Source organism: Streptomyces sp. NPDC107581, assembly GCF_055657175.1.
Genome location: NZ_JBVKBH010000003.1, coordinates 578980 through 604088, shown reverse-complemented (window position 1 = coordinate 604088; position 25109 = coordinate 578980). Strand labels below are relative to the sequence as shown.

Annotated in this window: 19 protein-coding genes; 2 read left to right on the top strand and 17 right to left on the bottom strand. The window is 72.4% G+C overall.

What is annotated here, in order from left to right:
- Positions 1-204: 204 nt before the first annotated feature.
- Complete coding sequence (locus ACZ7P3_RS09410; RefSeq protein ID WP_472080133.1) at positions 205-609, bottom strand: globin; 405 nt, start codon at positions 607-609, stop codon at positions 205-207.
- A 104-nt stretch (positions 610-713) separates the two neighbouring features.
- Here ACZ7P3_RS09410 and ACZ7P3_RS09405 point away from each other — a divergent pair, with 104 nt between their 5' ends.
- Entirely contained in the window at positions 714-1691 is a 978-nt protein-coding gene (locus tag ACZ7P3_RS09405) for a methyltransferase domain-containing protein (protein WP_472080131.1), read from the top strand.
- A gap of 77 nt (positions 1692-1768) precedes the next feature.
- Here ACZ7P3_RS09405 and ACZ7P3_RS09400 read toward each other — a convergent pair whose 3' ends face one another.
- The 15 genes from ACZ7P3_RS09400 to ACZ7P3_RS09330 all read right to left on the bottom strand — a co-directional run bounded on the left by ACZ7P3_RS09400 (position 1769) and on the right by ACZ7P3_RS09330 (position 22344).
- Positions 1769-3325 carry an FHA domain-containing protein gene (locus ACZ7P3_RS09400; protein ID WP_472080129.1) on the bottom strand — a complete coding sequence of 519 codons (1557 nt, stop codon included), beginning with the start codon at positions 3323-3325 and terminating at the stop codon, positions 1769-1771.
- 94 nt (positions 3326-3419) lie between these two features.
- Positions 3420-4763 carry a vWA domain-containing protein gene (locus ACZ7P3_RS09395; RefSeq protein WP_472080127.1) on the bottom strand — a complete coding sequence of 448 codons (1344 nt, stop codon included), beginning with the start codon at positions 4761-4763 and terminating at the stop codon, positions 3420-3422.
- 101 nt (positions 4764-4864) lie between these two features.
- Positions 4865-6226 carry a PP2C family serine/threonine-protein phosphatase gene (locus ACZ7P3_RS09390; RefSeq protein WP_472080125.1) on the bottom strand — a complete coding sequence of 454 codons (1362 nt, stop codon included), beginning with the start codon at positions 6224-6226 and terminating at the stop codon, positions 4865-4867.
- Between the two features lie 3 nt (positions 6227-6229).
- A complete protein-coding gene (locus ACZ7P3_RS09385) occupies positions 6230-8698 on the bottom strand; it encodes a serine/threonine-protein kinase (protein ID WP_472080123.1) in 2469 nt (822 codons plus the stop codon).
- On the bottom strand, positions 8695-10002 hold the full coding sequence (locus tag ACZ7P3_RS09380) for a hypothetical protein (protein ID WP_472080121.1): 1308 nt from the start codon (positions 10000-10002) through the stop codon (positions 8695-8697). The genes ACZ7P3_RS09385 and ACZ7P3_RS09380 overlap by 4 nt, the downstream gene beginning before the upstream one ends.
- 57 nt (positions 10003-10059) lie before the next feature.
- A complete protein-coding gene (locus tag ACZ7P3_RS09375; RefSeq protein WP_472080119.1) occupies positions 10060-11091 on the bottom strand; it encodes a glutamate ABC transporter substrate-binding protein in 1032 nt (343 codons plus the stop codon).
- A 14-nt stretch (positions 11092-11105) separates the two neighbouring features.
- Positions 11106-12506 (bottom strand): hypothetical protein, encoded by a 1401-nt coding sequence (locus tag ACZ7P3_RS09370; protein ID WP_472080330.1) that lies wholly within the window; start codon positions 12504-12506, stop codon positions 11106-11108.
- 292 nt (positions 12507-12798) lie between these two features.
- On the bottom strand, positions 12799-13854 hold the full coding sequence (locus tag ACZ7P3_RS09365; protein ID WP_472080117.1) for an RICIN domain-containing protein: 1056 nt from the start codon (positions 13852-13854) through the stop codon (positions 12799-12801).
- A gap of 123 nt (positions 13855-13977) precedes the next feature.
- On the bottom strand, positions 13978-14967 hold the full coding sequence (locus ACZ7P3_RS09360) for an N-acetylglucosamine kinase (protein WP_472080115.1): 990 nt from the start codon (positions 14965-14967) through the stop codon (positions 13978-13980).
- A complete protein-coding gene (locus ACZ7P3_RS09355; RefSeq protein WP_472080113.1) occupies positions 14958-16223 on the bottom strand; it encodes a 6-phospho-beta-glucosidase in 1266 nt (421 codons plus the stop codon). The genes ACZ7P3_RS09360 and ACZ7P3_RS09355 overlap by 10 nt, the downstream gene beginning before the upstream one ends.
- A gap of 90 nt (positions 16224-16313) precedes the next feature.
- Complete coding sequence (locus tag ACZ7P3_RS09350; RefSeq protein ID WP_472080111.1) at positions 16314-17207, bottom strand: carbohydrate ABC transporter permease; 894 nt, start codon at positions 17205-17207, stop codon at positions 16314-16316.
- 2 nt (positions 17208-17209) lie between these two features.
- Positions 17210-18151 (bottom strand): carbohydrate ABC transporter permease, encoded by a 942-nt coding sequence (locus ACZ7P3_RS09345; protein ID WP_472080109.1) that lies wholly within the window; start codon positions 18149-18151, stop codon positions 17210-17212.
- Positions 18152-18153: 2 nt separating this feature from the next.
- On the bottom strand, positions 18154-19497 hold the full coding sequence (locus ACZ7P3_RS09340; RefSeq protein ID WP_472080107.1) for an ABC transporter substrate-binding protein: 1344 nt from the start codon (positions 19495-19497) through the stop codon (positions 18154-18156).
- 89 nt (positions 19498-19586) lie between these two features.
- On the bottom strand, positions 19587-20798 hold the full coding sequence (locus tag ACZ7P3_RS09335; protein WP_472080105.1) for an ROK family transcriptional regulator: 1212 nt from the start codon (positions 20796-20798) through the stop codon (positions 19587-19589).
- A 448-nt stretch (positions 20799-21246) separates the two neighbouring features.
- A complete protein-coding gene (locus tag ACZ7P3_RS09330) occupies positions 21247-22344 on the bottom strand; it encodes a mechanosensitive ion channel family protein (protein WP_472080103.1) in 1098 nt (365 codons plus the stop codon).
- 317 nt (positions 22345-22661) lie between these two features.
- Here ACZ7P3_RS09330 and ACZ7P3_RS09325 point away from each other — a divergent pair, with 317 nt between their 5' ends.
- Positions 22662-23198, top strand: coding sequence for an HNH endonuclease (locus tag ACZ7P3_RS09325; RefSeq protein WP_055522363.1), 537 nt, complete (start codon positions 22662-22664; stop codon positions 23196-23198).
- Between the two features lie 234 nt (positions 23199-23432).
- Here ACZ7P3_RS09325 and ACZ7P3_RS09320 read toward each other — a convergent pair whose 3' ends face one another.
- Positions 23433-24812, bottom strand: a complete 1380-nt coding sequence (locus tag ACZ7P3_RS09320; RefSeq protein ID WP_472080101.1) for an ABC transporter permease — start codon at positions 24810-24812, stop codon at positions 23433-23435.
- Positions 24813-25109: the final 297 nt, after the last annotated feature.

Genomic DNA, 25109 nt, shown 5'->3' with positions numbered 1-25109 from the left:
AAGCGGTCGTCGACCGGTCTATACCGGATCGTGACCGGATTCCGGCGTCGTACGACCGGAATCCGATGTTCAGCGGTTCAGTCGTCGCCCTGGGACTCAGCCGGCCCGTGGTTGGGCTGTCCTGGGGTCCGGCTGTCCCGCCTCGGCCGGGCGCGGGCGCGGTCACTCAGGGGTGTTCACTCAAGGGTGCTCACTCAGGGGTGCTCACTCAGGGGTGTTCACCATCGACTGGGCCGCGTACGTCAGGTAGTTCCACAGCGTCCGCTCGTGCTCCTCGGACAGGCCCAGCTCGTCGACGGCCACCCGCATGTGCCGCAGCCAGGCGTCGTGCGCGGCCCGGTCCACGGTGAAGGGGGCGTGCCGCATGCGCAGGCGGGGATGGCCGCGGTTGTCGCTGTAGGTCGTGGGGCCGCCCCAGTACTGGATCAGGAAGAGGGTCAGCCGCTCCTCGGCCGGGCCCAGATCCTCCTCCGGGTACATCGGTTTGAGGATCGGGTCCTCGGCGACTCCCTCGTAGAAACGGTGGACGAGCCGGCGGAAGGTCTCCTCCCCGCCGACCTGCTCGTAGAAGGTCTGCTCCTGAAGCGTGCCGCGCCGAATCTCATTCACGCGTCCATGCTCTCAGACCGGGTGACCCAGGACTCAAGGCTTAGGACCTGGCGGGCGGATCGGGCTCCGGGGCCGGGACCGGCGGCCGACCCTACTGTGGGGGTATGGGTCCCTACGACACGGAGACCGACCCGCTCGCCGCCGCGGCGCGGGCCGCGCTCGTGCGCGAGATCGACGCCGAGGGCGTCTGGGACGAGGACCCGGTGTGGCGCGAGGCGTTCGCGGAGGTGCCCCGGCACCTGTTCGTGCCCTCCTACTACATCGGCGTCCAGGGCGGCTACGAGCGCCGCTGGGGCGAGAGCCCGGATCCCCGGGAGCGGGGACGCTGGCTGCGCGGCGCCTACGGCGACGCCCCGCTGGCGATCCGGCTGCGCGACGGTGAGCTGCTCTCCTCCAGCAGCCAGCCCTCGCTGATGGCACGGATGCTGGTCGCCCTGCGGGTCGAGGACGGGAACCGGGTCCTGGAGGTGGGCGCCGGCAGCGGCTACAACGCGGCCCTGCTCGCCCACCGGCTCGGCGACGACGACCTCGTCACGACCGTCGACCTGGAACCGGAGATCACCGAGTCGGCCCGGCAGCACCTGGCCACGGCCGGGTACCGCCCGGCCGTCGTCACCGGCGACGGCGCGCGCGGAGTGCCCGAACGCGCCCCGTTCGACCGGATCATCGCCACCTGCACGCTGCCCACGGTGCCGCTCGTCTGGCTGGCCCAGTGCAGCCCCGGCGCCCGCGTCCTGACGCCGATGGCCACCGGGCTGCTCGCCCTCACCGTCCGGGACACCGGGCACGCCGAGGGCCGGTTCCTGCCCTCGCCCGCCTACTTCGTGCCGTTGCGCGGCGCGGGCCGGGCGGAGCCCGGGGCGGTGTCCCTGGCCGGGCTGCCCAGCGGGGCCCGCGAGCAGGAGACGTTCCGCTTCCTGCTGGCCCTGACCCGGGGCAGCCGCGACCCGCAGGAGGCCTACGCGCTGTGGGACGGCGAGGGCAGGCCGGAGCGCGAGCGGTACGGCGTCACGGTCGACGGCGCGCAGGTGTGGGCCTGGCTGGACGACCCGGAGGGGCCGTACACCTGGCCCCTCCCCTGATCCCCGGCCGTGGGGTCAGCCCCGGCTGATCCCTGGCCGTGTGGGGTCAGCCCCGGCCGATCCCTGGCCGTGTGGGGTCAGCCCCGGCGGACCGTGATCGTCGTCCAGGCGCCGACGTGCACCCGGTCGCCGTCCTGCAGCGGCACCGGCACGAACGGCTGGATCGGCTCGTCCGAGCCGTTGACCGTCGTGCCGTTCGTCGAGTTCTGGTCGACGACCGCCCAGCCGCCGTCCGGCTGCTGGACCAGCACCGCGTGCTGGTGCGAGACGCCCGGGTCCTCCGGCGGCACCGACAGGTCGATGTCGGGGGTGTCGCCGGTCGAGTGCCGGCGGCGGCCGATGGTGACCTGGTTGCCGGTGAGCGTGCGCTGCTGCTCGGGCGAGTACGCGGGCAGGTTGAGGCCCGCGGCCTCGGGCCCGGAGCGGTGCATCATCGCCATGAAGTAGTCGCGGTCCGGCCCGATGGTCGCCGTCCAGGTGACCGGCTGCTGCGGGGCCGGGCGGAAGCCGGGTCCGGGCGGTGCCTGGGTGGCGCCGGGCTGCGGATAGCCGTAGCCACCGCCCTGGCCGCCGCCGGGACCGGCGGACGACGGCGGGGAGATCACCCAGTCGTCGTCACCGTGGCCGAAGGACGGGCCGCCGGCCGGGGGCCGGCCGGTCTCCTGCGGGAAGGCGGGCGGTGCGGGCGGGCCCGACTGCTGGAAGGCCTGCGGGGCGCCGCCGGGACCGGCGGACGGGGTCGGTCCCGGCGGCGGCGGAACCGGACGGGAGGGATCGGCGCCGAAGCCGGAGGGGCCGGGACCACCGGGCCCGCCAGGGCCGGAGGGCTCACGGCCGAAGGGCGCCGGACCGGAGGAGGTGCCGGGTCCGCCTGGGCCGGAGGGCTCACGGCCGAAGGGCGCCGGACCGCCGGGGCCGGAAGGGCCTCCCGGGCCCTGCCCCTGGCCGCCGCCGAACGCGGACGGGCCGCCGGGACCGTGCCCCTGGCCGCCGCCGAAGCCCGACGGGCCACCGGGGGCACCGGGGCCACCAGGACCGCCGGGACCCTGTCCCTGTCCCTGGCCGCCGCCGAAGCCCGACGGAGGTCCTGCCGGGTGCCGGCCGCCGCCGAAGGCACCCGGACCGCCCGGACCACCCGGACCGCCCGAGGTGGGCGGCGGGCCGGACGGGCCGCGCTCGGCGGCGAACGGTGTCGGGCCCGACGGCTCGCTGCCGAAGGACGGGATCGGCTCGGCGGGCCGGTTCATCTGCGAGGGCCGCGAGCCGTGGTAGTCGAACGCGTCACCGTTGCCGTACGTCGCGCTCGGGGGCTCGAAGCGGGGCTGGGGCGGACGCGGGGCGGCCGGGGTGTAGGAGGTGGCCGTGTTCGTCAGGAAGTTCCACCGGCACTCCTCGCAGAACGGCGCGCCGCCCTCGCGGGGCGTGCGGCACTGCGGGCACAGCTCCGGCTCGGGCGCACCGGACGCCTGCGGGCGGCCGCCGGGCTGGGCGCCCTGCGGCGGTGGGAAGCCGTAGCCGCCGGCGGCCGGGGGCGGCGGCGGAGGGGGCGGAGGTACGGCACCGGCCATGCGGTGACCGCAGACCTCGCACCAGTCGTCGGAACCCGACTGGTGTCCGTTCGGGCAGGTCGGCATGTCGGTGCTTCCCCTTCTCCTGTGGGTCCTCCGGAGGGTCCGGATGTCTTCCTGGGTGTCCTGCGGCGTCTTGCGGTGTCCTGCGGTCCGCAGGTCACTTCTTTACACGAACAGTCTTTGTGGACCGGGTCTCGAGGGTCATCTCGTCGGCCTCCGCGACCTTTGCCTTCAAACGCACAGTACCTGTCGCGGCATCGACCACGTCCACCACCTTCGCAAGCAGTTTCGCAGTATCCGCGTTCCCCGAGGCGCTGGCGAGCTGAACAGCGCGCCCCAGTTTGGCCGTTGCTCCATCGAAATCGCCCGCTTTGCGAAGATCGATGCCTTGCTGGATGACCTGTGCCAGTTCGGCCTGCCCGGTGTAGTGGGCGACTTGGGGGTTGATCGAGGTCGAGGCCGTCATGTCGTCGGTCCACACGGCTCGCACCAGGCCCTGGGCGCCGAGGTTCTGCACCGTCCCGTCCGGCTGCGGTACGACCAGCGACACACGGGCGGCCAGCATCTCCTGGCCGAGGCCGGCCGACGGCACCTCGACGCACAGGTGGTAGTCGCGGGACTCGTCGCCCCAGGACCCGGTCGGATAGTCCCCGGCCCGTGGCCCGGCCTCCGTGCGCCGGCCGGTCAACTCCTCCACCGTGGGCGCCATTTGCTTGACGAACTTGATGGTCGTGCCGACCGGTGTCCACACCCGCAGGGCGACGTCGGCGACCTCCTTGCCCATCGCCTTCTCCATCATCTGCGTGAAGTCGGCGGCCAGGCCCGCCGGGTCCGCGACGATGTCGGCGGTGCCGAGGAGCGCGGAGGCGATCCCTGTGACCTCTTTCACTTCCCAGTCGGTGCCCACGCCCCGCGCGTCGCAGGTGAACCGCCCGGCGCACTCGTCCAGCGCGGTCCGCAGGTCCTGGGGCGACTCGTGCTCGTTGCGGCCGTCGGTGAGCAGGATGCCGTGCCGGATGGCGACGTCCGCCGAGGACAGCAGCCGGTCGGCGAGCCGCAGCCAGGTGCCGATGGCCGTGCCCCCGCCCGCGCTGAGCCGGCGCAGGGCCTGCTTGGCCTGCTCGCGGGTGGTGGCGTCGGCGACCGCGAGCCGCCCGCCGCCCGGGTAGACCTCCTTGGCGACGTGCGTGCCGCCGATCACCGCGAAGTGCACGCCGTCGCGCAGGGTGTCGATCGCGGCGGCCGTGGCGTCGCGGGCGTTGCGCATCTTGGTCGGCGGGTAGTCCATGGAGCCCGAACAGTCGACCATGATTGCCACCGCGGCGGAGGGGCCGTTCCCCGGTGTGTACACGCGGGCCGCGAGGGCGCTGCCGACCGTGCCGCCGCCGGTCGCGGTGACCGTGACGATCGCGTTGACCTCGCGACCGCCCTCCGGCAGGTACTCGTTCTGGTAGACGTCCACCGAGAACTGCGGCACGCTCGACTTCGAGAAATTGGCCATGCTGGTTCACATCCCCCTGGATCGCCCCGGCGAAGCGGGGCCGTGACGATGACGGACCGGTCCCCTCCGGCCCGTCGAGACTTCCCCGTGCTGGTGCGGCCTCAGGCCGATCCTGCCCCCTGGGGCGGTGCCGGGAACGGCAGGAGGGCCACTGTTACGTTGTCGTGGCCCCCACCGTCCAGGGCGTGGCCGACCAGGACCCGGGCGCTGTGCAGCGGACGGACGGCCGCGTCCGCCGGGACGGCCTCGCACATCTCCTCGGCCGTCTCGGCGTAGTTCCACAGCCCGTCGGTGCACACCACCACGACACCGGGCCGGTCCGGCTTGAAGGAGGCGGTGTGCGGCTCCAGTTCGTAGGCGTCCGCGCCGAGCCAGCCGGTGATCGCGTGGGCGCGCTCGTCGGCGTACGCCTCGGCCTCGCTCATCAGGCCGGCCGCGACCATCTGCGCGGCCCAGGAGTCGTCCTCGGTCAGCCGGGCCGGGGGCGCGCTGCGGTCGACCGGCACCCAGTAGGCGCGGCTGTCGCCGACCCAGCCGACCACCAGCAGCCCCGGGGTGACCACCGCGCCGACGATGGTGCAGGCCGGGGCGTTCTGGTGCGGGGTGTGCTCGCGGGCCGATGCGGGCTCCTCGGCCAGGGCGTTGACGGCCTGCGCGGCGGCGACGATCGCCTCGTGCATCGCCGTCTGCGGGTGCGTGCCGCGCGGCAGAGCGGCCAGCAGGGTGTCACCGGCCGCCTGCGAGGCGGCCGTCGAGGCCTCGTCGGGGCGGGTCGCCGAGGACACCCCGTCGCACACGATCGCGAGGACGGCCGGCGTTCCGTCGGGCAGCGCGGTGTGGGCGACGGCGAAGGCGTCCTCGTTGCGGTGGTGGCGAAGGCCGCGGTCGCTGACCGCGGCGACCGGGCCCGACTCCCGCTCCATGTGGTCGCGTTCGCGGGGCTGGGCGTGCCCGCAGTTCTCGCAGTAGCCGTCGCTGTCCACCCGGCCCGCCCGGCAGGCCACGCAGACCCTCGCAGGATCCGCCGTACCGTCCGGGGCACCCGTGCCGTCCGTGCCGTCCGTGCCGTCCGGTTCGCCCGGTGCGGCGGGAGCGGGCGCGCGCGGGTCCGGTGCCTGCAGCGTGTAGTCGTCGGGCTCGGCGGGGCGGTCGAAGCGCACCCCGGGTGCGGCGGCCTCCTGCGGGTGCAGGGGCTTGCCGCCGGAGTCGGTGCCCGGCAGGTCCGTCGGCAGGTGCGCCGTCGGCGGGGCACTGCCGGGGCCGCCCGGCTCGGCGGCGGGCCAGTCCACGCCGTCCCCGGGCGCCGGGGAGCCGCTCATGGTCAGCGTCGGATGGTCCTGCGGCGGGGCGGGCACCACCGATAGGTCGTATCCGCACGCGCCGCAGAAGAGGTCGCCCGACTCGAGCGGCTCCGCGCAGCTCGGGCACTTCGACAGTGCGGCCTGCTGGGGCATCTGCGACATCAACTACACCCACGTCCGGGGGCGGTAACGGTTGGCCCGTTCCACCAGCTCGATCCTCTCCTCGCCGCCGGGCGCCAGCCGGGCCAGCGTGCGGTACGCGCGCTCCAGGCCGAAGCGGAGCCCCCGCTCGTCCAGACCGCTGCCCAGCAGCTGCCGTCCGCCGGCGGACGGCCGGTCGCTGCCCTGACCTCCGGAGAGTATCCAGTCCAGCGCGCAGCCGAGCACTTCCGCCGACAACTGCTCCCGACGGGCCGGGTCGAGACCGTAGGCATGCAGCGCCTCGATCTGGCCGGCGGCGGCGCTCAGATCGTCCGGGAACGCCAGGTCCGAGGCCGTCACCGTGCGCTGTCTGAGCCGGGCCCGCACGGCGGCCACCCGGGCCGCCGTGTAGTGGATGGAGGACTCCGGCACCGACTCCAGGGTGCGGACGGCGGCCCGCCGGTCCCCGGCCGCGAGCTGCACCCGGGCCAGCCCGAAGGCGGTGCTCACGAAGCTCGGGTCGGTCGCCCAGACCAGGCCGTAGTACTCGGCCGCGTTGTCCAGCTGGCCGAGCACCTCCGCGCACAGGCCGAGCGCCAGCTTGGGCGCGGCCTCGCCCGGGAAGGCGTCGTAGATCGCGTCGAAGGAGAGTGCCGCGCCCTCGAAGTCGCCGGTGACCAGGGCGGCCACGCCCCGGTACCACACCACCCGCCAGTCGTCGGGCCGTTCCTCGTCGAGCTGGGCCAGGGACATCAGCGCGGCCTGGTGGTCGCCGCTCTCCAGCCGGGCGCGGATCTGCCGCAGTCGCGTCTCCACGGTCCGTACGGGCGCCGCGTCCAGCGCGCTGATCAGTTCGGCCGGTGCGGACGCCATCAGCCCCGCCAGGAAACCCGCGTTGGGGTCGCCCGGATCGACCAGCGGGAGCGGCAGGGCGAGGGCGGCGGCCGGGACGTCGACGGGCCTGACGAGGGACGCCGGGCCGGGGGCGGTGGCGGGCGTGCCGCCGGCCGTCGCCCGCGCCCCCAGCCGCGACACGTCCCCGTCCAGCTTCGGGAACAACACCGTGTCGGTGACCCGCACTTCGGGACCGAGCAGGGTCGACAGCGCGGGGCGCGCCTGCCCGGTCTGCAGCGAGACGACCTCCCGGAGCACCCCGGTCAGCTGCTCGGCCATCTCCTGCGCGGAGGCGAACCGGCGGGCCGGGTCGGGGTCGGTGGCGCGGACCAGGAGCCGGTAGAAGGACTCGTAGCGGCGGAAGACCTCGATGTTGTCCGGGTCCGGCAGGGAGTCCACGAAGACGGTCGTGTAGCCCTGGAAGTCGAAGGTGAGCACCGCGAGGGTACGGCCCACCGTGTACAGGTCGCTCGCCACCGACGGGCCGACCTCCGCGACCTCCGGCGCCTGGTAGCCCACCGTGCCGTAGATCGCCGACTCGTCGTCGTCCATGCGGCGCACCGCGCCCATGTCGATCAGCTTGAGCTGGTCCTCGGTCTGGATCGCGTTGTCGACCTTGAAGTCGCAGTACAGCAGGTTGCGGCTGTGCAGATGGCCGAGCGCCTCCAGGGCCTCGATGCCGTAGGCGCACGCCTGCTCCACCGGCAGCGGGTCGCGGCGGCCGTCCGGGGTGCGCCGGGCGTTGGCGATCTCCTTGAGCGACTTGCCGCCGACGTACTCCATGACGATGTAGCCGTCGAGGGAGCCGGTGCGCTGGTCGAGGTGTTCCACGAAGTTGTAGATGCGCACGATGTTGGCGTGCTCGATCTCCGCGAGGAACCGCCGCTCGGAGATCGCCGCCGCCATGGCGTCCTGGTCGCCGGTGTCCAGCAGGCCCTTGAGCACCACCCACCGGTCGGACACGGCCCGGTCCATGGCGAGGTAGATCCAGCCCAGGCCGCCGTGCGCGAGGCAGCCCGCGACCTCGTACTGGCCGTGCACGATGTCCCCGGCCTTCAGCTTCGGCACGAAGGAGTACGGGTGTCCGCACTTGGTGCAGAACCCCTCCGTGCGCCCCGGCCGCTCCCCCCGGGCCCGCCCGACCGGTGCCCCGCAGTCGGACCGCGAGCAGAACCGCTTCCGCTCGGGCACCTCGGGGTTCTCCAGCACCATCGCGCGCGGGTCGGGCCGCGGCACCTGGGGCACCGAGACCAGCCCGGCGCCCAGCCGCCCCCGGGTGGAGGTGCCGGAGGACGAACCGGAGCTGCGCACCGACACCGAGCGGCCGCTGGAGCGGCCCGACAGGGAGCGGGACAGCCGGCCCGAGACCGACCGCCGCGACCTGGACGACTGGGAGGAGGTGCGCGAGCTGCGCGAACTGCCGCTGCTCGCCGAACCCTTGCCGCCACCGGTGATCCCCGTGGGCGGCGAGCCGACCATGCCGCCCGCGGAGACGACGGGCGCGAGGCCGCAGGTGTCGCAGTACAGCTCGCCGCCGCCGACGTCCTCGTACGTCCCCTCGCAGCCCGGCCGCTGGCACGTCTGCTGTGCCTGACTCATGACGACTCACTCCTACGGTCCTGAGGTCCGCCCCGGTGGGGAACGCCCGGCGCGCCGAGCTGTTCGGCCGCCGCCTGCTGGTAGCGCAGCACGGCCTGTTCGGCCACCCGGAGATCGCAGGGCGCGCTCCACAGCATGCGCCGGGCCGCGTCGTACCGCTCGACCAGCAGCGGGTCCTCGGCCAGCCCGTGCCGGGCGACCTTCGCCTTGTACGCGTCGAGCCGGCCGCGCAGCTCGGCGCGGACCGCGAGCGGCGCGGTGACCGCCGTCAACGACTCGCGGGCGCGCAGCAGTTCGTCCTCGGCCTTCTGCTCCAGGGACTCCAGGAGCGGGGAGAGCCGGTGCCACTGCGCCTGCCGCCGGTACTCGGCCGCCATCGCCAGCTGCTCCTGCAGGACGGTCGGCGGGCCGCTGACCACCGGCACCTCGGTCGCCGCGATCTTCGCCAGCACCTCCCCGCGCGCGGTGCGCGCCTCGGCGAGGGTGCGGTCGGCGCGGGAGAGCACGTCCCGCAGCCGGATCAGCCGCGCCTCGGCGTCCTGGCGGACCGTCAGCACGGCGTCGATCTCCCGCCGTACGTCCTCCAGGGCGCGCGCCTCCCTGTCGTACACCGTGGTGTCCGGACGGCCGCCGCCGGGCGCCGAACTGCCCGGGGCCGGCACCCAGGAGCCGAGCGGGTCCGAGACCACGTCCTCGCGCAGTCTGGTCAGGGTGCGGGTGATGCGCTCCAGGTCGTCGCCCGCCGGGTGCTCGCCGGGGCGTACGCCCACCGAGTGCGCGAGCGCGCGGGTGCGCTGGAGCTCCGCGGCGAGCAGATCGATCCGTGCGGGCAGCGCCGACCAGACCGCATCGGCGGCGACGACCATGTCCAGCGAGGACGCGTACAGCTCGTTCATCCGGTCGACCAGGGTGCCGAGCGAGAAGCTCTCGCTGAGCTTTGCTGCGGTGGCGGGGGCGGCACCGCCGGGCACGGTGACGGACGCGCCGCGCAGCAGCTCGGTCAGCTCCGCCAGGTCCTCACGGCTGGACCAGCGGCGCCGGGAGCGGATCTCCCGGGCGGAGCGCAGCGCGGCCGTGTAGGCGTCGAAGTACGCCCACAGCAGGGTGATCGACGCCTCGGCGGACGCCCAGCGTTCCCTGGTGACGCCGGTCAGCTCGGCGCCTTCGAGGAGTCTGCGGCCCGCGTGGTCCTGGAGGGCGAGCAGCGAGGTCTCGATCGCCTCGTGCTCCTGGCCGAGCCGCGCCAGCGCACGGTCCACCTCGTCCCGGTCCATCACCGGCCCGGCGGGGTCCGTGACGCCCATCGATCACCTCTCGCTGCTGTGTGGTTGGCCTGGGACGGATTCGGTCGGGGGCGGGGGTCAGCTGGTGCGCAGGTACTGCGGCGCGGGCGGCTTGGACGGTCCCGAGTCCTTTCCCAGTGTGGCCGACAGCCAAGTGTCGTACGACGCCTGCCAGCCGCTCGCCCGGTAGCCCACGAGGACGCGGTTGACCCGGCGTACCAGATCGGTGGCGTCCTTCTTCATCGCCACGCCGTAGTACTCGGTGGTGAACGCCTTGCCCTTCAGTTCGACGGTCGGGTCCTGGGCGGCCTGGCTCGCGGCGAGCGCGCCGTCGGTGACCACCGCGTCGACCTCGCCGAGCTGGAGCCTTACCAGGCAGTCGAGTTGGTTGGGGACGGTCGTGGAGATGTCGGCCGAGGCGGGCAGGTCGCCCTTGTCGCGGTCCGCCTTCAGCTTGCCGTAGGCGGTGGAACCGGAGGCTGTGCAGATCCTCTTGTGCGCGAGGGTGTCGTTGTAGCCCGTGATGGACGACGACTTGGGCGCGAGCACCTGCTGCCCGGTCTTGAAGTAGGGGGCGGAGAACGCGACATCGGCGAGCCGCTGGCAGGTGATGGTCATCGTGCGCACGACCATGTCCACCCGGCCGTCCTGGATCGCGGAGATGCGCTGGCTGGTCGGGATGGCCTTGAACTGCACCGCGTCCGGGTCGCCGAGGATGTCCTGGGCGATCCGGTGGACGAGGTCGATGTCGAAGCCCTCCAGCTGCGCACCCTCGGTGTTCGGGTTGCGGTAGCCCCAGTGGTAGCTGTTCTGGTCGACGCCGACGACCAGCTTGCGCTTGGCGCCCGTGCGGTCCTTGATCGCGTCGATCGTGGGGCCGTCGGCGCCGGACGGCGACAGCGTCCGGTTCTGCGCCTGCGCGTCGTCGCAGGAGTCGGCCCGCGCCTGGCTGCCGTTGGCCACTCCCTGGCCGGTGGCGCTCCCGCCCCGGTGGACCGCCTGGGTACGCGGCAGCAGCAGGACGAACGCCAGCGCGAGGGCGCACAGCACCGCCATCGCGCCCACTCCGCCCCAGCCCCGCAGGGAGGCCCGTGCACGTGCTGCGTACATCGTCCTGCCCCCTGTCACCGGTACTCCGAAAGCCGGCGCCCTATGCCGGCGAGCGCGACCGCGGCGCCGATCACCGCCAGTACGGCGGAACCGACGGGCAGGCCGGACATCGCGTCCCGCCCGTCACCGGCGGCCTGCCTGAACTCGGCCTGTTCGTGGTCGATCGCCCGGCGGAGATTGTCGTCGACGCTGTCGAAGCACTCGCCGGTCGCACCCTCGGCACCGATCACCTTGTCCAGTGCCTGCTGGTAGTTGCCGTTCTCGTCCTCGTCCCGGGCCGAGGCGTGCCGCTGCTTCCACACCGCCATGCTGCCCTCGGCGGCCTTGACGGGCTTGGTGCCGGACTGGTCGTCGGCGAGCTTCTCGGCCTGGGCCAGGCCCTTGCCGAGCGCGGCCATGTCCTTGTCGAAGGCGTAGTAGTACGCGTCGTACTGCTTCCCGCCGACCGTGACGGTCTCGGCGCCGCGCGCCACCAGGCTGAGGTTCTCGTTGCCACGGGCCTTCAGGGAGGCGATCCGGGCGTCGTGCAGGTAGTTCAGCGAACGGACGCCGTGCTGGTACGAGCCGTTGAGGCCGGAGCGTGCGACCGCGTGTCCGACGACCAGCCACAGCAGGACCACCGTGGTGGCGGCGGTGGCTGCCACCAGGCCGTGGTTGAGGACGCGGTTGGTGTGCCGGTAGCTGCGGTGCTGGGCCCAGCCGAGCGCGGCCAGGGCGAGCACGCCGAGCGCGATCGCCACCCACGGGTACGGCGTCGCGTCCCCGTAGTCGGCGTCCAGGCGCTGGTTCTCCTTCGTGTACAGATCCTCCGCGGCCGGGAGCATCTGCTTCTGCATCTTGTCGTTGGCGTACCGCAGATAGGCGCCGCCGACCGGATACCCCTGCCGGTTGTAGGTCCGGGCGCGCTCGATGAGGCCCTTGTACTCGGGCAGCAGCCGGTTCAGCTTGGCGATCGTCGCCTCGGAGGGCGAGCCGGGGGCTGCGTTGGCGGCGGCCGTGACGAGCCCCGTGGCGGCCGTCCCGATGTCCTTCTCGTACCGGGCGCGGGTGGCCGCGCTCTCCTGGCCGCCGGCCAGGAAGCCGCTGGAGGCGGCCGTGTTGGCGTCCGCCAGGGAGCGGTAGATGTCGGCGGCGCCGGAGCTGAGCGGCTGGCTGCTGTGCAGCACGTCGTCGGCGGCGGCCGCCCGCTCGGAGGCCTGCCAGGAGGTGACCGCCCCGAACGTGACGACGAGCAGCGCGAGCACGGCCCCGATGATCCGCAGCCGCCCCGGTTCGGTGGTCGCCGCGGCCCGCAGCCGGTCGACCCCTTCGGCGAAGGCGGTACGGCGGGCGGGCGGCGCGGGTGAGGCGGGTGTGGCGGGTGACGAAGGCGGGGTGGCCGGCGGGCGGCCGGGCTGCGCGGGGACCGCGGGCATGGCGGGGCCGACCGGTGGTGCCGCGCTGCTCTTCGGCGGGTGTGTCACTTGACCTCCCCCATGGTCATCCGTTCGCCGCCAAGTATCGCCGCCCGGACTGACATCCGCACCGGCCTTCACTCGATCTTGATCGGATCGCAGCGCAACCCACGGCGCGGGCGGCGTGACGCACCACCCCCTGGTGATGAATACGCCGGTTCACCGTGATCGGTTCCCTGGAACGGCACACCGCGGGGGCCGGGGCGCGTACGGTGCCCCGGCCCCCGCAGACTACTCGGCCCCTACCGGAGTCTCACCGGCCGGTCTCACAGTTGGTGAAGGTGGCGCTGGTCTGGGCGAGATAGATGCTGGCGCCGCCCTGGCCGTCGGTCCTGAGCGGCACGGTCAGGGTGTCGTCCGCGGTCCAGGCGAAGCCGTTCGCGTCGAAGGTCCAGGTCCCGGTCACCCTGGTCGCCAGCTCCGACAGGGCCACCCAGCCGTACTGCTGCGGAGGCACCGTGATGGTGAGGCTGTTGCCGAGATCCTCGACCAGGTTCTGCGTGACGTTGCCGGTGACCTGCTGGCTGACCTGGGCGGTCACCGGCGACGCGGCGCCCGCGCCGATCGTGGTGCCGAACGTGAAGCCGAGCGTGGAGGTCCAGCCGCTCTGCTTGTTCATCGTGAACGTCCACGGCACCGCCGCCGCGGTCCCGTTGAACCAGACCGGCGAGACGCACTTCTTCGGCAGCGGTGCCGCCGGGGCCTGGGACCGGGTGCGCCACGAGCAGGAGGAGCTGTCCTTGACGCAGCGGGCCCCGGCATAGTCGACGGCCGCGGCCACCGCGGCGTCCCGTGCGGTGTCGGGCAGCCGCCACTGCTGCGCCTTGGTGCCGTTGCAGTCGTAGGTGTCCGTCCACGCGTCGTCGTACTGGGCGTTGTACCAGAGGTCCAGGCACTTGTTGTCCCGCGTGTTGCGGATCATGAAGGCGCCGGTGCTGCCGGTGACGGGCTGGAAGTACCACCGCTCGGTGCCCCGGCCGTCACAGGACTGCTGTCTGAGCGGCAGGCCGGCGTCCGCGCATTTCCCGGTGGCGTCGTTGACGAGGGTGAAGGACCCGTCGCTGCCGCTGAGGTTCGCGCTCCACTGCTGGTGGTGGCCGGGGGCGCTGTTGGTGACGAGGAAGACACCGTCGCCGGTGTTGCCGTTCTGCACGTCGAGACTGCGGTTGTTGCTCAACGACGTGATGGTCAGGCCCTTCAGACCGGAGGGGTCGGCGGTCGCCCTCGTCGCGGCGCTCGCGGGTCCGGCCGCGATGCCCGTGAGGACCGCGGCCGCGGCCAGGGCGGCAGCGGCTGTGCGTCGGAACATGGGCTGTCCTTCCGTGGAGGCGATTGGTGCAGACCTGCGTGAAGCTAACGGCCCTGCTGCCGGACCTCCACGGACTCCAGTCGATCTTTCGAATAAACGTGTTATTTCAAGACAGTTGCGTGGTCACGGTCTCTTCTCCCAGTGGCCGCGCGCCCTTTCCTGCGCTCCCGTACCGGCCCCCAGCCGGTCGAGGCCCAGCAGCGCCGCGCCCAGCACCGGGCCCGCCGACACCACCCGGACGTCCGCCTTCGGGGCACGGGACGCCAGCAGGGTGCGGATGCCGTCGTCCAGCTGCGGGTGCCCGGCGGTCAGGACGCTGCCGCCCAGCAGGACCGGGGTCTGCTCGGCGAGCAGGTCCAGACGGGTCAGGGCCACCGTGGCCATGGTCGTCACCTCCTCGGCCAGCCGGTCCACGACCGAGCGCGCCACGGCGTCCCCCCGCGCGGCTGTCTCGAAAAGGACCGGGGTCAGCTCGTGCCGGCGGCCGTTCTCCACGTGCTCCAGGTGCAGCGCCTCGATCAGCGCGTACATGGTCGGCAGGCCGAAGTGGCCCGGCAGGGTGCGGGCCAGCGCGGTCGGCTCCCCGCGGCCGTCCTCCGCGCGGGCCGCGTGCCACAGGGCCTCCTCGGCCAGGGCCCAGCCGCCGCCCCAGTCGCCGGAGATACGGCCGATCGCGGGAAAGCGGGCGGTGCGGCCGTCCGGGCGCATGCCGACGCAGTTGATGCCGGCGCCGCAGACCACGGCCACGCCCCGGGGCTCGGCCACGCCCGCGCGCAGGATCGCGAAGGTGTCGTTGCGGACCTCCACCGACGCGCCCCACGCGCGCGCGTGCAGCGCGGCCGCCAACTGCTCCTCTTCCACCGGCAGATCGGCGTTGGCCAGACAGGCCGAGACATGCGAGACGGAGCCGACGCCCGCCTCCGCGAAGGCCCGGGCCACCGGGGCGGCGAGGGCGTCCACGGCCGCCGCCACGCCCACCGCGGGCGGGCGGAAGCCGCCGCCGCGGGCCGTGGCCAGGACCTGCCCGGCGGCGGTGACCACGGCCACGTCGGTCTTGCTGTTGCCCGCGTCGATGGCGAGCACACACGCGGTGTCAGGTGCGGTCAGGCCCACGCGAGGTGCTCCCGGTTGTGCGCGATCAGTCGGTCGGTGAGGGTGTCGGCGTACGCGTACTGGCCGATCAGGGGATGGGCTAGGAGGGCGCGGAAGACCCGGTCCCGGCCGCCGCGCAGGGCCGCCTCCAGCGCCAGGTCCTCGTAGCCGGTCACGTTCGCCATCAGGCCCGCGTACAGCGGGTCCGGCTCGGGCACCGGCAGCGCGACGGGTCCCGCCGGGCCCACCGCCGCCTGCACCTCGATCACCGCGTCGTCCGGCAGGAAGGGCAGGGTGCCCTTGTTGAGCGTGTTCACCACCTGGTACGGGCTGCCGGAGCCGCGCAGCAGGGCGGCCGCCAGGTCCACCGCCGCCTCGGAGTAGAAGGCGCCGCCGCGTTTGGCGAGCAGCGACGGCTTCTCGTCCAGCGCCGGATCGCCGTACAGGGCCAGCAGTTCGCGTTCCATGGCCGCGACCTCCGCCGCCCGGGAGGGCTTGGTGCGCAGGTCCCGTACGACCTCGTCGTGGGCGTAGAAGTAGCGCAGGTAGTAGGAGGGGACCACGCCCAGGCGGTCCAGGAGGGGGCGCGGAAGGCGCAGGTCGTCGGCGATGGCGTCGCCGTGCTCGGCCAGCAGCCCGGGCAGGACGTTCGCGCCTTCGGGGCCGCCGAGGCGCACCCCGGTCTCCCAGGTGAGGTGGTTCAGGCCCACATGCTCGAGGTGGACGTCCTTCGGGTCGGTGCCCAGCAGCGCCGCGAACTTGCGCTGGAAGCCGATCGCCACATTGCACAGGCCCACCGCCCGGTGGCCCGCCTGGAGCAGGGCGCGGGTGACGATGCCGACCGGGTTGGTGAAGTCGATGATCCAGGCACGGGGGTTCGTGCGGCGGACCCGTTCGGCGATGTCGAGGACGACGGGGACCGTGCGCAGCGCCTTGGCCAGGCCCCCCGCGCCCGTCGTCTCCTGGCCGATGCAGCCGCACTCCAGCGGCCAGGTCTCGTCCTTCTCGCGGGCCGCCTGCCCGCCCACGCGGAGCTGGAGCAGGACGGCGTCGGCGCCGTCGACTCCCGCGTCCAGGTCGGCGGTCGTGACGATCCTGCCGGGATGCGCCTGCTTGGCGAAGATCCGGCGGGCCAGGCCGCCCACCAGTTCCAGGCGTTCGGCGGCCGGGTCCACGAGGACCAGTTCCTCGACGGGCAGGGTGTCCCTGAGGCGTGCGAAGCCGTCGATGAGTTCGGGGGTGTAGGTCGAGCCTCCGCCGACCACGGTGAGTTTCACTGGAGGTTCCCTCGCTTCCGGGGATCGGAGACAGCGGTCATCGGCCGGGGGTCCGGGGGGTGTTCCCCGGGCATGCACGGCATACGGGGTTCACCCCTTCACTCCGGTGAGCGTGACGCCCTCGACGAACGCCTTCTGGGCGAAGAAGAACACGAGGATCACGGGGGCCATGACCAGCACGGTCGCGGCCATGGTGAGGTTCCAGTCGGTGTGGTGGGCGCCCTTGAAGGACTCCAGGCCGTACGACAGCGTCCAGGCGCCCGGGTTCTCGGACGCGTAGATCTGCGGGCCGAAGTAGTCGTTCCAGGCGTAGAAGAACTGGAAGAGCGCCACGGCGGCGATGCCCGGCTTCGCCATCGGCAGCACGACCCGCAGCAGGGTCCGCAGGTCGCCGCAGCCGTCCACCTTCGCCGCGTCCACGTACTCGTTCGGGATGGTCATCAGGAACTGGCGCAGCAGGAAGATGGAGAACGCGTCGCCGAACGCCATCGGGATGATCAGCGGCCACAGCGTGCCCGAGAGGTCCAGCTGCTTCGCCCAGAACAGGTACATCGGGATGATGATCACCTGCGGTGGCAGCATCATCATCGAGATCACCAGCATGAGTGACAGATTGCGGCCCCGGAAGCGGAACTTCGCCAGCGCGTACGCCACGGGGATCGACGACGCCACGGTCAGCACGGTGCCCAGGCCGGCGTAGATCAGCGTGTTCTTCCACCAGGTCAGAAAGCCGGGCGTGTCGAAGACCTTCCGGTAGTTGCCCCACTCCCAGGTGTGCGGGATCAGGTCCCGGCTCAGGGCCTGGCTGTCGCTCATCAGGGAGGTCAGCAGCACGAACACGAAGGGGAGCGTGAAGAAGAGCGCGGCGGCGACACCGAGGGAGTGCACCGCTATCCATTCGAGCAGTGCCCTGCGCCGGGCGGTCCGCTCCGCCCCGGACACCTGCGGCGCCGGCTTCACCGGCCGGTCCAGTACGTGGGTCATGGTCAGTCACCTGCCTGGATGAGACCGCCCCGGCGCCGCATCAGGAACGCGGTGAACACCATCGACAGGGCGAAGAGGACGAGGGCGACGACACACGCGGAGCCGTAGTCGAAGCGCTGGAAGCCGAGGTTGTAGACGAGCTGGGGGAGGGTGAGCGTGGACTTGTCCGGGTAGCCGGGCTCGAACTGGGTGCCCGCGCCCTGGATCACACCGGAGGCGACCTTCCCCGCGATCAGCGGCTGCGTGTAGTACTGCATCGTCTGGATCACGCCGGTGACCACGGCGAACATCACGATCGGCGAGATGTTCGGCAGGGTGACGTAGCGGAACCGCTGCCAGGCCGACGCCCCGTCCAGCTCCGCCGCCTCGTACTGCTCCGTGGGCACGTCCAGCAGCGCGGCCATGAAGATGACCATCAGGTCGCCGATGCCCCAGAGCGCCAGCAGGGTCAGGGCCGGCTTGGACCACGAGGGGTCGTTGAACCAGCCCGGCGCCGGGATGCCCGCCTTCTCCAGGATCGAGTTGACCGGGCCCGTACCGGGGTTGAGGAGGAAGGCGAAGGCCATGGTCGCCGCGACCGGCGGGGCCAGGTAGGGCAGGTAGAAGAGGGTGCGGAAGACGCCCGCACCGGTCTTGATCTTCGTGATGAGCAGGCCCACGCCGAGGCCGAAGACGACCCGGAGGGTCACCATGACGACGACCAGCCACAGGGTGTTGCGCAGGGCGGGCCAGAAGAGCGGGTAGTGCTCGAAGACGTACGTCCAGTTCTTCGTGCCGCTCCACGTCGGCGGCTTGAAGCCGTCGTAGTGCATGAACGAGAAGTAGACCGTCGAGATCAGCGGGTACGCGAAGAAGACCGCGAAGCCGATCAGCCAGGGCGACATGAAGGCGGCCGTGCGAAGCGCCGCCCGGCGGCGCTTCGACGCCAATGTGATGGTGCTCATGACTACTTCGCCTGCGCGATGTCCGTGTCGATCTGCGCGGCCGTCTTCTTCAGGCCGGCCTGCAGATCGGTGACCTTGCCGCTTTCGTAGTCGTAGCCGAACTGCTGGATCGTCACCAGGTACACACCGCCGTTGATCGAGGCGGGCGTGGTGGTGGAGTCCGGGTCGGCGGCGATGTCCAGGAAGGTCTTGAACCGCGGGTCGTACTTCAGCTTCGGTGACTTCAGCGCGGCCAGTGTGGAGGGCACGTTGTGGATGGCGTTGGCGAAGCCGACCACCGCGTCCGTGTTCGTGGTCATGTACTTCACCAGTTCCCAGGCCGCGTTCTGCTTGTGGCTGGAGGCGGCGATGCCCGCGATGGTGCCGGTGATGTAGCCCTTGCCGTACTGGCTCGCCCGGTCGTCCGGGACGGGCAGCGGGGCGACCCCGATGTCGAACTTCACCTTGGCCTGCTCGGCCATTCCGAGCCGCCACTCGCCGTCGAGCTGCATGGCCACCTGGCCGGTGTGGAAGGGGTGCTTCGGGCCCCATTCGTCGCCCAGAGTGGCCCGGAACCGCTCCAGCTTCTGGAATCCGCCGAGTTCGTCGACGAGCCGCTTCTGCAGCGTGAAGCCCTTTTCGAACGCCGGGTCCTTGGCCAGGGCGGACTTTCCGTCCTTGTCGAAGTACGTCGGCGAGAACTGCCCGAAGTAGTGCTCGGTGGTCGACTCCCAGCCGTGGTAGTCCGGCATGAAGCCGAGCTGCTTGAAGCCGTCGCCCTGCGGGATCGTCAGCTTCTTGGCGTCGGCCTCGAACTCCGACCAAGTCTTCGGCGGGGCGGTGATGCCCGCCTTCTCGAACGCCGTCTTGTTGTAGTAGAGGCCGTACGCGTCGCCCAGCAGCGGCACCGTGCAGCGGTTGCCCTCGAACTGGGTGTACTCGTTCATCGTCTTCGGGAAGGTCGTCTCCGGGTCGATCCCCGACTTCTTGAAGAAGGGGTTGAGGTCGACCAGCGCGCCCGAGGAGCAGAACTTGCCCACGTTGTTGGTGGTGAAGGAGGAGATCACGTCCGGTGCCTTGTCGCCGCCGGAGCGCAGCGCCTGGTTGATCTTGTCGTCGGTCATGTTGCCGACGATGTTCACGTGGATGTTGGGGTGCGCCTTCTCGAATCCGGCGACCAGGGACTTGACCGCCTTCACCTCGTTCGGCGCGCTCCAGGCATGCCAGAAGTTGATCGTCGTGTCCTTGGACGCGTCGTCGGTGGCGCCGGAGTTGGACTGGCCGGTACAGGCGGTGGCGAGCAGGGCCAGCGACGCGGTCACGGCAAAGGCCGCTTTTCGGGCAAGAGAGGGTGCGACTTCGGGCATGGCGAGGTCTCCCGGGGGCGGGGTGGGTGTGAGAAGGAGGAGAAGGAGGAGGAGAAGGAGGAGGAGAGGGAGGAGGGGGACTGCGGGGCTCAGCGCGAGGTGTCGAAGACCTCGTCGCGGGTGGTGGCGAGCGCGGACTCCAATGCGCCGCGCAGTACGGGGTGTTCGCGGACGTCACCGACGACGAGCCGGGGGCGGGCGGCCGCCAGCTCCTCCAGCTCGGCCTGGACGAGAGCGCGCAGCACCTCGCCGCCGGCCGTCAGGGCGGAGCCGCTGAGGACGACGAGTTCGGGGTCGAGGACGGAGACGAGCGAGGCGAGACCGGTGGCCAGCCGGGTCGCATAGGTCTGCAGCAGCTGCCGTTGCGGCCCGCCCGCATGGTCGGCGGCACGTGCCACGAGCTCCGCGGCGGCCTCGGTGTACGGCCCCGACGGCACGTTCTCGATGCCGAGTTCCCGGGCGAGCTTCGGTACGGCCTGGGAGCCGGCCAGCTCCTGGTAGCCGCCGCTGTTGGCCTTGGTCACCTGCCGCACCAGCGGTGCGCCCGGCACGGGCAGGAAGCCGACCTCGCCGGCGCCGCCGGTCCAGCCGCGGTGCAGCCGGCCGCCGAGGACCAGGGCGGCGCCCAGGCCCTCCTGGTTCCACAGCAGTACGAAGTCCGCGTGGCCGCGGGCCGCGCCGAGCCGCTGTTCGGCGATGGCGACGAGGTTGACGTCGTTCTCGTACTCGACCGGCATCGGCAGCGCGGCGGCGAGTTCGTCGAGCAGGCTGGGGGAGTGCCAGCCGGGCAGGTGGGAGGCGTAGCGCAGCCGCCCGGTGCCCGGATCGAAGGCGCCGGGGGTGCCGATGACCAGCCGGTGGATGTCGTCCCGGGCCAGTCCCGCAGCCTTCACCGCGCCGTCGAGGGCCTCGGTGACCTGCTCGACGACCGGCCGGGCCGGGCGGCGGCCCGGGGTGGGCAGTTCGTACTCGCCGACCGTGCGGCCGGTGATGTCGGCGACGGCGGCGCGGATGCGGGTCGGGGTGACGTCGAGCCCGGCGGCGTGGGCGGCCGTGGGATCGACCGCGTACAGCTGGGCGTTGGGGCCCGGCCGGCCCTCGCTGATGCCGGTGACCCGGACCAGTCCGGCCGCCTCCAGACGGGCCAGCAGCTGGGAGGCGGTCGGCTTGGACAGGCCGGTGAGCTTGCCGATCCGGGTGCGGGACAGCGGCCCGTGCTCCAGCAGGAGGTCCAGGGCGGCGCGGTCGTTCATGGCGCGCAGGACGCGCGGGGTGCCCGGCGTACCGGCGGTTCCTGCCATGGGGGTCGACACCTGCCTTTCCAGCTGCCCAGCTTTCCAGCGACCTGGCCAGGACGTCCAGCCTTGATCACCGGTCGCCGGAAGATCACTGTTAGGAAACTTTCCTATTGGGGTGGGAGGAACGTAAGCCCAGGACGAAGGGGGCGTCAATAGACAGTGCCCCCGGGGCAACGGAGTCGTTACCTCGGGGGCGGGGAGAGCGGGGCTTCGGTCGCCGGCGAACGGCCTTCAGCCGCTGACGATCGATGCCGTGTCCGGGGCCGGGCCGAGCCCGCACCGGGGCCGCTCCGGCGGAGCGGTGGGGCGCGCCTTGGCGGAGCGATGGGGCGCCCTGGCGGAGCGATGGGGCACCCGGCAGAGCGATGGGGCACCTCGTGCGCGCCCGGCGCCGGGATGCCCCATCCGTTCACTTGAGCGAGCGCGCCGAACCGTTCGGCGCCCGCGTGCCCTACTTCGGTGCCGGCCGCTGCGGAGCGATCGGTGTCGTCGCCGCCGACTGCGGCGAGTCCGCGTTGGAGTACACCGAGGGCGCCGCGACCGCGGTCGTCGGGTCCGGGGCGTCCTCCAGGTCCTCCAGTGCCGTCGCACCGCCCACGATCCGGATGCTCGCCGCGTCGAACGCCCGCTTGATGCGCCAGCGCAGCTCGCGCTCGACCGTCACCGACTTGCCGGGCATCGTCTTCGCCGAGACGCGGACCACCATGGAGTCGATCAGGACGGAGTCCAGGCCGAGGACCTCGATCGGGCCCCACAGCAGTTCGTTCCAGGGCTCTTCCTTGGTCATCTTCTCGGCGATCTCGTCCAGCGTGGACTTCACCCGGTCCAGGTCCTCGCTCGCCCGCACGGTCACGTCGACCCCGGCGGTGGCCCAGCCCTGGGAGAGGTTGCCGATCCGCTTGACCTCGCCGTTGCGGACGTACCAGATCTCACCGCTGTCACCGCGCAGCTTGGTCACCCGCAGCCCGACCTCGATCACCTCGCCGGAGGCGACCCCCGCGTCGATCGTGTCGCCGACGCCGTACTGGTCCTCCAGGATCATGAACACGCCCGAGAGGAAGTCCGTGACCAGGTTCCGCGCGCCGAAACCGATCGCCACACCGGCCACACCGGCCGAGGCCAGCAGCGGCGCCAGGTTGATCTTGAAGGTGGAGAGCACCATCAGCGCGGCCGTGCCGAGGATCAGGAAGCTCGCCACCGAACGCAGCACCGAGCCGATCGCCTGCGAGCGCTGCCGGCGCCGCTCGGCGTTGACCAGCAGTCCGCCCAGCGCGGTGCCGTCCACCGACTCCACGGTCCGGTTCATCCGGTCTATCAGTTTGGTGATCGCCCGCCGCACCGCGGCTCTGAGCACGAACGCCACGACCAGGATCAGCAGGATCTGCAGACCCATCGCGAGCCAGGTCGACCAGTTCTGCTCCACCCAGCTCGCCGCGTTCGTCGCGCTCTCCTGGGCGTCCTGGAGCGTCGGCACGGCCGGTGCCGTCGACCCCGAGGGGGACGGCGACGGCGTCGCACCGGCGGCCAGGAGGACGTCGGGCAAGGACACGGCAGGTACCTCCATGGTGCTGCGCGGTCCGCTCCGGCGGGGCGGTCAAGGTCACGAAAAGGTCACCGGGCGGACAGAACCACCACACTAACGGGGCATTGTGTGTGCGCCACGCCGATCCGCAAAGGAGAGGCACAGGAGAGACGGGACTCACCCGGGCTTGAACAGGCCGTGATCCGGGGGATGAATCCGGTGTGGTTGAAAACACTCCCAGCCCGTTACCGGGACATGGTGGCGCTTCCACCAGGCATGAGGGGAGACTGGCTGCAGATCGTCCCGGCGCGAGCCACGCGCCGCCGACGCCCAAGGAGGCCCCCGTGCCGCATGTCCTGGTCCTCAACGCGTCGTACGAGCCGCTCGGCGTCGTACCGCTCCGCCGCGCGCTCGTCCTCGTCCTGGAGAACAAGGCAGTCTCCCTCGAGGAATCCGGCGCCTTTATGCACAGCGCAACCGTCACAGTCCCCGCACCCAGCGTGGTCCGGCTCAAGCGATTCGTCCGGGTTCCCTATCGTGGGCCCGTACCGCTCACCCGCAGGGCGTTGTTCGCCCGGGACGGGGGCCGGTGCATGTACTGCGGTGGCGTCGCAACCAGCGTCGACCACGTCATCCCGCGCAGCCGCGGAGGCAAGCACGTCTGGGACAACGTGGTGGCCTCGTGCCGCCGCTGCAACCACGTGAAGGCCGACCGTCACCTCGTGGAGATCGGCTGGCGGCTGCGCCACAAACCCGCCCCGCCCACCGGTCTGGCCTGGCGCATCATCGGGACCGGCCATAGGGACCCGCGCTGGCTGCCCTACCTGCAGCCGTACGGCGCGGACGACGCCATGGCCCGGATCGACGGCATCTCAGCCTGACGATCCGGGCCTTCGCGTACCCGGGGCAGCACCCGGGACACGCGCGCGATCCGGCCCCGGGGTCCCCCGTGCCCCGGGGCCGGATGTTCCTGTGGGGGTCACGCTCGGCGCGGCGCGTTTCCGAGGCGGTCAGGTGCGGCGCAGGTCCGCCCCGATCGCGCGCGGCGCAGGTCCGCCCCGGCCACATTGCGGCGCCGCTCCGCCGCGCTCACCCGCGGTGCGCTTCCCCCGCCCTCACGTGTAGCGCAGCTCCGCCGGGCGCACCGAGCGGCGCAGCAGGGGCAGCGAGCCGGCCGTCGCCAGCAGACAGCATGCGTACACGGCCACCGGGACCAGCAGCCCCGCGTACGGCACGGCCCGGGCGGCGTGACCCTGGATCAGCGAGCCGTAGCCCATGCCGATCGCCATGCCGCCCGCGCCCGCCAGGACCACCGCGGGGGCCAGCGGCAGGGCGGTCTCCAGCAGCAGCGCCCGGCCGAGCACCGCGCGTGGCACCCCGGCGGCGACCTGCGTGGCCAGGCCGCGGCGGCGGTTCGCCAGGGACTCGGCGGTGCCGACCGCGAGGCCGCAGAGGGTGATCACGAAGGCGACGAGGATCGCGGCGCCGGTCAGGTCGATGCCGGTCGTGTAGAAGGACAGGGGCATACCGAGCCGGCCCTCGCGGTTCATGTCGTGCAGCCCGGCGAGCAGCACCTGGCGGACGCCGACGAAGCCCGTGCCGACGACCGTGACCAGAAGGACGGCCGCGTGCGTGCGGGCAGCGGCCCACGGGTCGTCGCGCAGCCGTTCCGCCGCGATCAGCGTCGCCACCGAACGAGCGCGGCGGGCAAGCACCCGCCCGATCAGCCCGGCCGTGCCTCCGGCCAGCCACACCGTTCCCGCTCCGACGGCGACGACCAGCCCGAACACGATCAACGGCAACTGCCCCCGGTCCGTGCTGGAGGTGTTCACCACGGCCCCGAGCGCCAGCAGCAGGACGAGCAGCACCCCGCCCACGAACAGCAGCCCCGGCCCCCGACCGCTGCTGGGCCGCACCCGGCGGACCCACCCGAGCGGCGAGGCCACCACCCGGCGCAGCGCCAGGGCGCCCGCCGTCGCGCCCAGCACCGGCACCCCGAGGGCGACCAGCACGAGGCCGGCCCAGGCCGCGGCCGACGGGCTGTCCCACAGGCCCAGCAGGACCGGCACCGCGACGGCGGTGGCGAGGCCCGAGCCCAGCAGACAGGCCGGCCCCGTCTCCAGCGCGGCGATCCGGCGCACCTGGGCCGGTCCGGCGCCGGCCAGCCGCAGTCCGGCCAGCCGCCGGTCGCGGTGCACGGCGCCGATCCGGGCGCACTGCCCGAGGAACCCCAGCACCGGCACCAGCAGGAGCAGCAGGCTGACGATCACCCCCGAGCGCTCGCCGGGGCTGTCCAGCAGACCGCTGCCGTAGCGCACCTGGTGATACCCCCGCAGCGAGGCCAGGGCGACGGCTGCGAAGGCGAAACCCGTCGCCAGCGCGGCCCCGGCCGCGGTCAGCCCGGCCCGCCACCACTCCCGCCGGCCGGAACCACGCGTCAGCTGCCAGGCGAGCCGCACGTCGGTGGCCACGGTGCCGTCTGCACGGTTCGTCATGCCGTCACCTCCGTGGTCGTCTTCGCGGGCACCGGGGTGTTGTCGCTCGGCCGTGCGTCGGTGGTCACGGTGCCGTTTGCCTGGCTTGTCATGCCGTCACCTCCGTGGTCGTCTTCGCGGGCACCGGGGTGTTGTCGCTCGGCCGTGCGTCGGTGGTCACGGTGCCGTTTGCCTGGCTTGTCATGCCGTCACCTCCGTGGTCGTTTTCGCGGGCACCGGGGTGTTGTCGCTCGGCCGTGCGTCGGTGGTCACGGTGCCGTTTGCCTGGCTTGTCATGCCGTCACCTCCGTGGTCGTT

Coding starts and splice junctions, on each gene's coding strand:
- ACZ7P3_RS09405 (WP_472080131.1), top strand. CDS start 714: ATGGGTCCCTACGACACGGAGACCGACCCGCTCGCCGCCGCGGCGCGG.
- ACZ7P3_RS09400 (WP_472080129.1), bottom strand. CDS start 3,325: ATGCCGACCTGCCCGAACGGACACCAGTCGGGTTCCGACGACTGGTGC.
- ACZ7P3_RS09395 (WP_472080127.1), bottom strand. CDS start 4,763: ATGGCCAATTTCTCGAAGTCGAGCGTGCCGCAGTTCTCGGTGGACGTC.
- ACZ7P3_RS09390 (WP_472080125.1), bottom strand. CDS start 6,226: ATGTCGCAGATGCCCCAGCAGGCCGCACTGTCGAAGTGCCCGAGCTGC.
- ACZ7P3_RS09385 (WP_472080123.1), bottom strand. CDS start 8,698: ATGAGTCAGGCACAGCAGACGTGCCAGCGGCCGGGCTGCGAGGGGACG.
- ACZ7P3_RS09380 (WP_472080121.1), bottom strand. CDS start 10,002: ATGGGCGTCACGGACCCCGCCGGGCCGGTGATGGACCGGGACGAGGTG.
- ACZ7P3_RS09375 (WP_472080119.1), bottom strand. CDS start 11,091: ATGTACGCAGCACGTGCACGGGCCTCCCTGCGGGGCTGGGGCGGAGTG.
- ACZ7P3_RS09370 (WP_472080330.1), bottom strand. CDS start 12,506: ATGCCCGCGGTCCCCGCGCAGCCCGGCCGCCCGCCGGCCACCCCGCCT.
- ACZ7P3_RS09365 (WP_472080117.1), bottom strand. CDS start 13,854: ATGTTCCGACGCACAGCCGCTGCCGCCCTGGCCGCGGCCGCGGTCCTC.
- ACZ7P3_RS09350 (WP_472080111.1), bottom strand. CDS start 17,207: ATGACCCACGTACTGGACCGGCCGGTGAAGCCGGCGCCGCAGGTGTCC.
- ACZ7P3_RS09345 (WP_472080109.1), bottom strand. CDS start 18,151: ATGAGCACCATCACATTGGCGTCGAAGCGCCGCCGGGCGGCGCTTCGC.
- ACZ7P3_RS09340 (WP_472080107.1), bottom strand. CDS start 19,497: ATGCCCGAAGTCGCACCCTCTCTTGCCCGAAAAGCGGCCTTTGCCGTG.
- ACZ7P3_RS09335 (WP_472080105.1), bottom strand. CDS start 20,798: ATGGCAGGAACCGCCGGTACGCCGGGCACCCCGCGCGTCCTGCGCGCC.
- ACZ7P3_RS09320 (WP_472080101.1), bottom strand. CDS start 24,812: ATGACGAACCGTGCAGACGGCACCGTGGCCACCGACGTGCGGCTCGCC.